The organism is Gammaproteobacteria bacterium (assembly GCA_021647245.1).
Lineage (GTDB): Bacteria > Pseudomonadota > Gammaproteobacteria > RBG-16-57-12 > RBG-16-57-12 > JAFLJP01.
In genome coordinates this window covers 1-3,112 of the sequence record JAKIVC010000062.1, presented here as the reverse complement: position 1 = coordinate 3,112, position 3,112 = coordinate 1, and the positions used below count along the sequence as shown (strand labels likewise).

At 50.5% G+C, this 3,112-nt stretch carries 5 protein-coding genes; 3 read left to right on the top strand and 2 right to left on the bottom strand.

The window, feature by feature from the left end; translation table 11 throughout:
* The coding region (locus tag L3J94_12115) for a heavy metal response regulator transcription factor (GenBank protein MCF6219467.1) at positions 1-653 on the bottom strand (653 nt) is incomplete at its 3' end.
* A 211-nt stretch (positions 654-864) separates the two neighbouring features.
* On the opposite strand from L3J94_12115, the gene L3J94_12110 reads away from it, so the two are divergent.
* A complete protein-coding gene (locus tag L3J94_12110) occupies positions 865-1,215 on the top strand; it encodes a hypothetical protein (GenBank protein ID MCF6219466.1) in 351 nt (116 codons plus the stop codon).
* 10 nt (positions 1,216-1,225) lie between these two features.
* Positions 1,226-1,417, top strand: coding sequence for a transposase (locus L3J94_12105; protein ID MCF6219465.1), 192 nt, complete (start codon positions 1,226-1,228; stop codon positions 1,415-1,417).
* Here the strand turns inward: L3J94_12105 and L3J94_12100 are convergent.
* On the bottom strand, positions 1,356-1,676 hold the full coding sequence (locus L3J94_12100; protein ID MCF6219464.1) for a hypothetical protein: 321 nt from the start codon (positions 1,674-1,676) through the stop codon (positions 1,356-1,358). The genes L3J94_12105 and L3J94_12100 overlap by 62 nt on opposite strands.
* Positions 1,677-1,983: 307 nt before the next feature.
* Between L3J94_12100 and L3J94_12095 the strand changes: the two genes are divergently transcribed.
* Positions 1,984-2,970 carry a site-specific integrase gene (locus tag L3J94_12095; protein MCF6219463.1) on the top strand — a complete coding sequence of 329 codons (987 nt, stop codon included), beginning with the start codon at positions 1,984-1,986 and terminating at the stop codon, positions 2,968-2,970.
* Positions 2,971-3,112: the final 142 nt, after the last annotated feature.

Below are 3,112 nucleotides of genomic sequence, written 5' to 3'. Positions count from 1 at the left end.
CCCATACCGCGTATTGTCTGAATCAATTTCAGATCGAAATCATCATCAATCTTGCCGCGCAGGCGGCGTATGGCCACATCGATGACGTTAGTATCACTATCAAAATTCATGTCCCAGACCTGTGAGGCGATCAGAGAGCGTGGCAGCACCTCGCCCTGATGGCGAACCAGCAGTTCCAGCAGGGCAAACTCCTTGATAGTTAGATGGATGCGCTGGCCACCTCGGCTGGCACGATGACGAATCAAATCCAGTTGCAGATCGGCGATGCTTAGATCCAACTCGGCAGCAGGGCTTGCACCACGCCGCAACAGGGCACGGACACGCGCCAGTAACTCGGCAAAGGCAAAGGGTTTGACCAGGTAGTCGTCCGCCCCCAGCTCTAACCCCTTGACCCGATCATCGACGCTATCACGGGCGGTGAGAAACAGTACCGGCACCCTGTTATCCGCATCACGCAATGATTTCAGAATCCGCCAGCCATCTACGTCCGGCAGCATTACATCGAGGATGAGCAGATCGTAGCACTCGGTCATGGCCAGATGGTAGCCATCCAGCCCGTTATGCGCCAAATCGACGACAAACCCGGCCTCACTCAGCCCCTGCCGGAGATATTGACCGGTTTTAAGCTCATCTTCAGCAATCAAAAGTTTCACTGTAAGCCTGTATGCCCGCACTGTATGAAAAAAGGCTAACCCATACGGCCTGCCACAAAGATGACAGCAGTATTACAAAATTGTAATGCCATCGTCACCTGAATGACGGCTTCCCTCCCTTACATTGTGCAATATCGCAGAATCAGTGGGGTTATTGATGATTTTGCGAGGACTTACAACTTCTCGCATGGCATGACTGGAGGAAATATAGATGAAACATCCCGGTAGACTAACCCGGCAGACGCTGGCTGTCGCTATGGCGCTGGCTCTGCCCATGAGCGCCTCGGCAGATGCAAGCTACGATGAACTCAAGAATACAGTGCGGCAGCTACAAGAACAACTACAGCAGGTGCAAAAAATCCTGAAACAGCAGGAGGCCAAGGTTAACAAAGTTGCAGAGAATGCAGTTACCCGACAAGTGAGTCGTGATGCTCAGCATGCAAAACGGGACATCCAAGTCCCCCTTTTGCCCTCGCTTATCACGACGGCTAATTCTGTGTTACTTCTCTTGGAATCCGACAAATCCTCATATGAAATAAGCGACATTGAGGTGCCCAAATGAGGAGCCAAAAATGTCCAAAAAACGCAAGAGTTATAGACCAGAAGAGAAAGTAACCATACTTAAGGTAGACAAAGTTCCGGTATCAGACCTGTGCGACCAGTACGGTATTCATCCAGCACTTTTTTACCGCTGGCAGAAACTCATGTTTGAGAATATGGCAGCAACACTCGAACCAAAGAGAGGCACAGCACAAGGTGAATAAATGCTGAGTCATGAAGATTCATGGTTTTGGGCGCATTGAAGGCAATGTTCCCTAACTCCATTCTTTCGAGAACACGGTCTATTGCTTGTAACGGATCTTCTTTGGGTGGTGTCGCCACTTCCGGTGGAGGAGCCATAATCGATGATGGCGCCATATCCTGTGGAGAACCCATATCTTGGATATACACCCACATCCAAACCATAATGAGAACGATAAATCCTAGGAATACTCCTATTGCAATTTTCGTTTTTTTTCTCATGTTCTGACTGCCCCTAGAAGCTAACGTTTAGCTAACCGGCGCTAACACTGAACTTGAAAGCCAGACAGGACTTCTACGAAGCACAAAACTCAAGCGCCGCTGAGGACGCGCAGCGTCCGTGTTGAGCTATTTGTTGGACGGAGCCGCTAGCGCGGCAGATTTACAACAGCTTGTACCTCCAACCTTGATCACTTCTAGCATTCCTAGCAAGAGGCACCAACAATTAATGAGGCGCGTTGCGCCGCCTTATTAGAGCGCTCAAACGGCGCGCGCCTGACCTCTCCCATCAACCTGCTCTAACAGCTGAATGTCTCCCATAATCTCCTCACCGGCTGATACCCAGCTGGCCGCGAACTACGCGAACTCTATTTGGGAGATTACCTTCATGATTGATATTGAGCAAGCACGTTTTAAACCCCTCTATGCAAGCATGCAGCGTGCTCTGAAACTCCAGGGACTAGCAGATGCAACATTCAGTGCCTATTCAAGGGCGGTTCGCCGTACCGCAGAATTCTTCAACCGCTGCCCAGATGATCTAACTGCCGAGGAGTTAAAGGATTATTTTGCTTCTCTGCTGGATACGCACTCTTGGAGCACCGTCAAACTGGATCGGTGTGGGTTGCAGTTTTTCTATTACCACGTACTGGGCAAGCAGTGGGCGTGGGTGGATATCGTCAAGCCACCCAAAGAGCAACGGCTGCCGGACATACTCACCCGCAGTGAAACCCACCGGCTCATAGAAGGTGTTTACAAACTCCGCTATCGGGTCTTTTTTGTCCTGATCTACAGCACCGGCATACGCCTAAATGAAGGATTGCGGCTGGAGGTTGGTGATATTGATAAAGGTCGTATGCGAATACACATTCGAAACGGTAAGGGCCGCAAGGATCGTTATGTGCCAATTACCGAAGAATTATTGAAGATGCTACGACAATGGTGGAGCAGCCACCGCAACCCAAAGCTGATCTTCCCCAACCCGTCCGGTGGTCCAGAGCAAATGCGCAATGCAACTCGTCGGATGAATGCCGGTGGCGTTCAAGCTGCAATGAGGGCGGTAGTGGCTGATCGTGGCATCAAGCTTCGTATCACCGTACATAGCCTGAGACATTGCTTTGGAACCCACATGCTGGAGTTAGGAGTTGACCTGCGTGAGTTACAAACCATTCTTGGTCACTCATCGCCCGTAACTACCGCACGCTACGCACACATCACTGATGTCACCAGCAGTCAGGCAAAGGAGCAGCAAGGTAAACTTCTGGAATCATTTGTTCTACGCTGGAGGGATCAGATATGATCCGGCTAGTTGATTTAATTAAGGAATTCCAGGCTGATCTGGAAGCCCGTTACGGCAGCCAACTTCTGCCCGGCCATAGAAAAGCCCTCTCTTCGATGCTGCGTTGCCGTACTGAAGAGAGTGGCTCTGTCGCGATCCATTG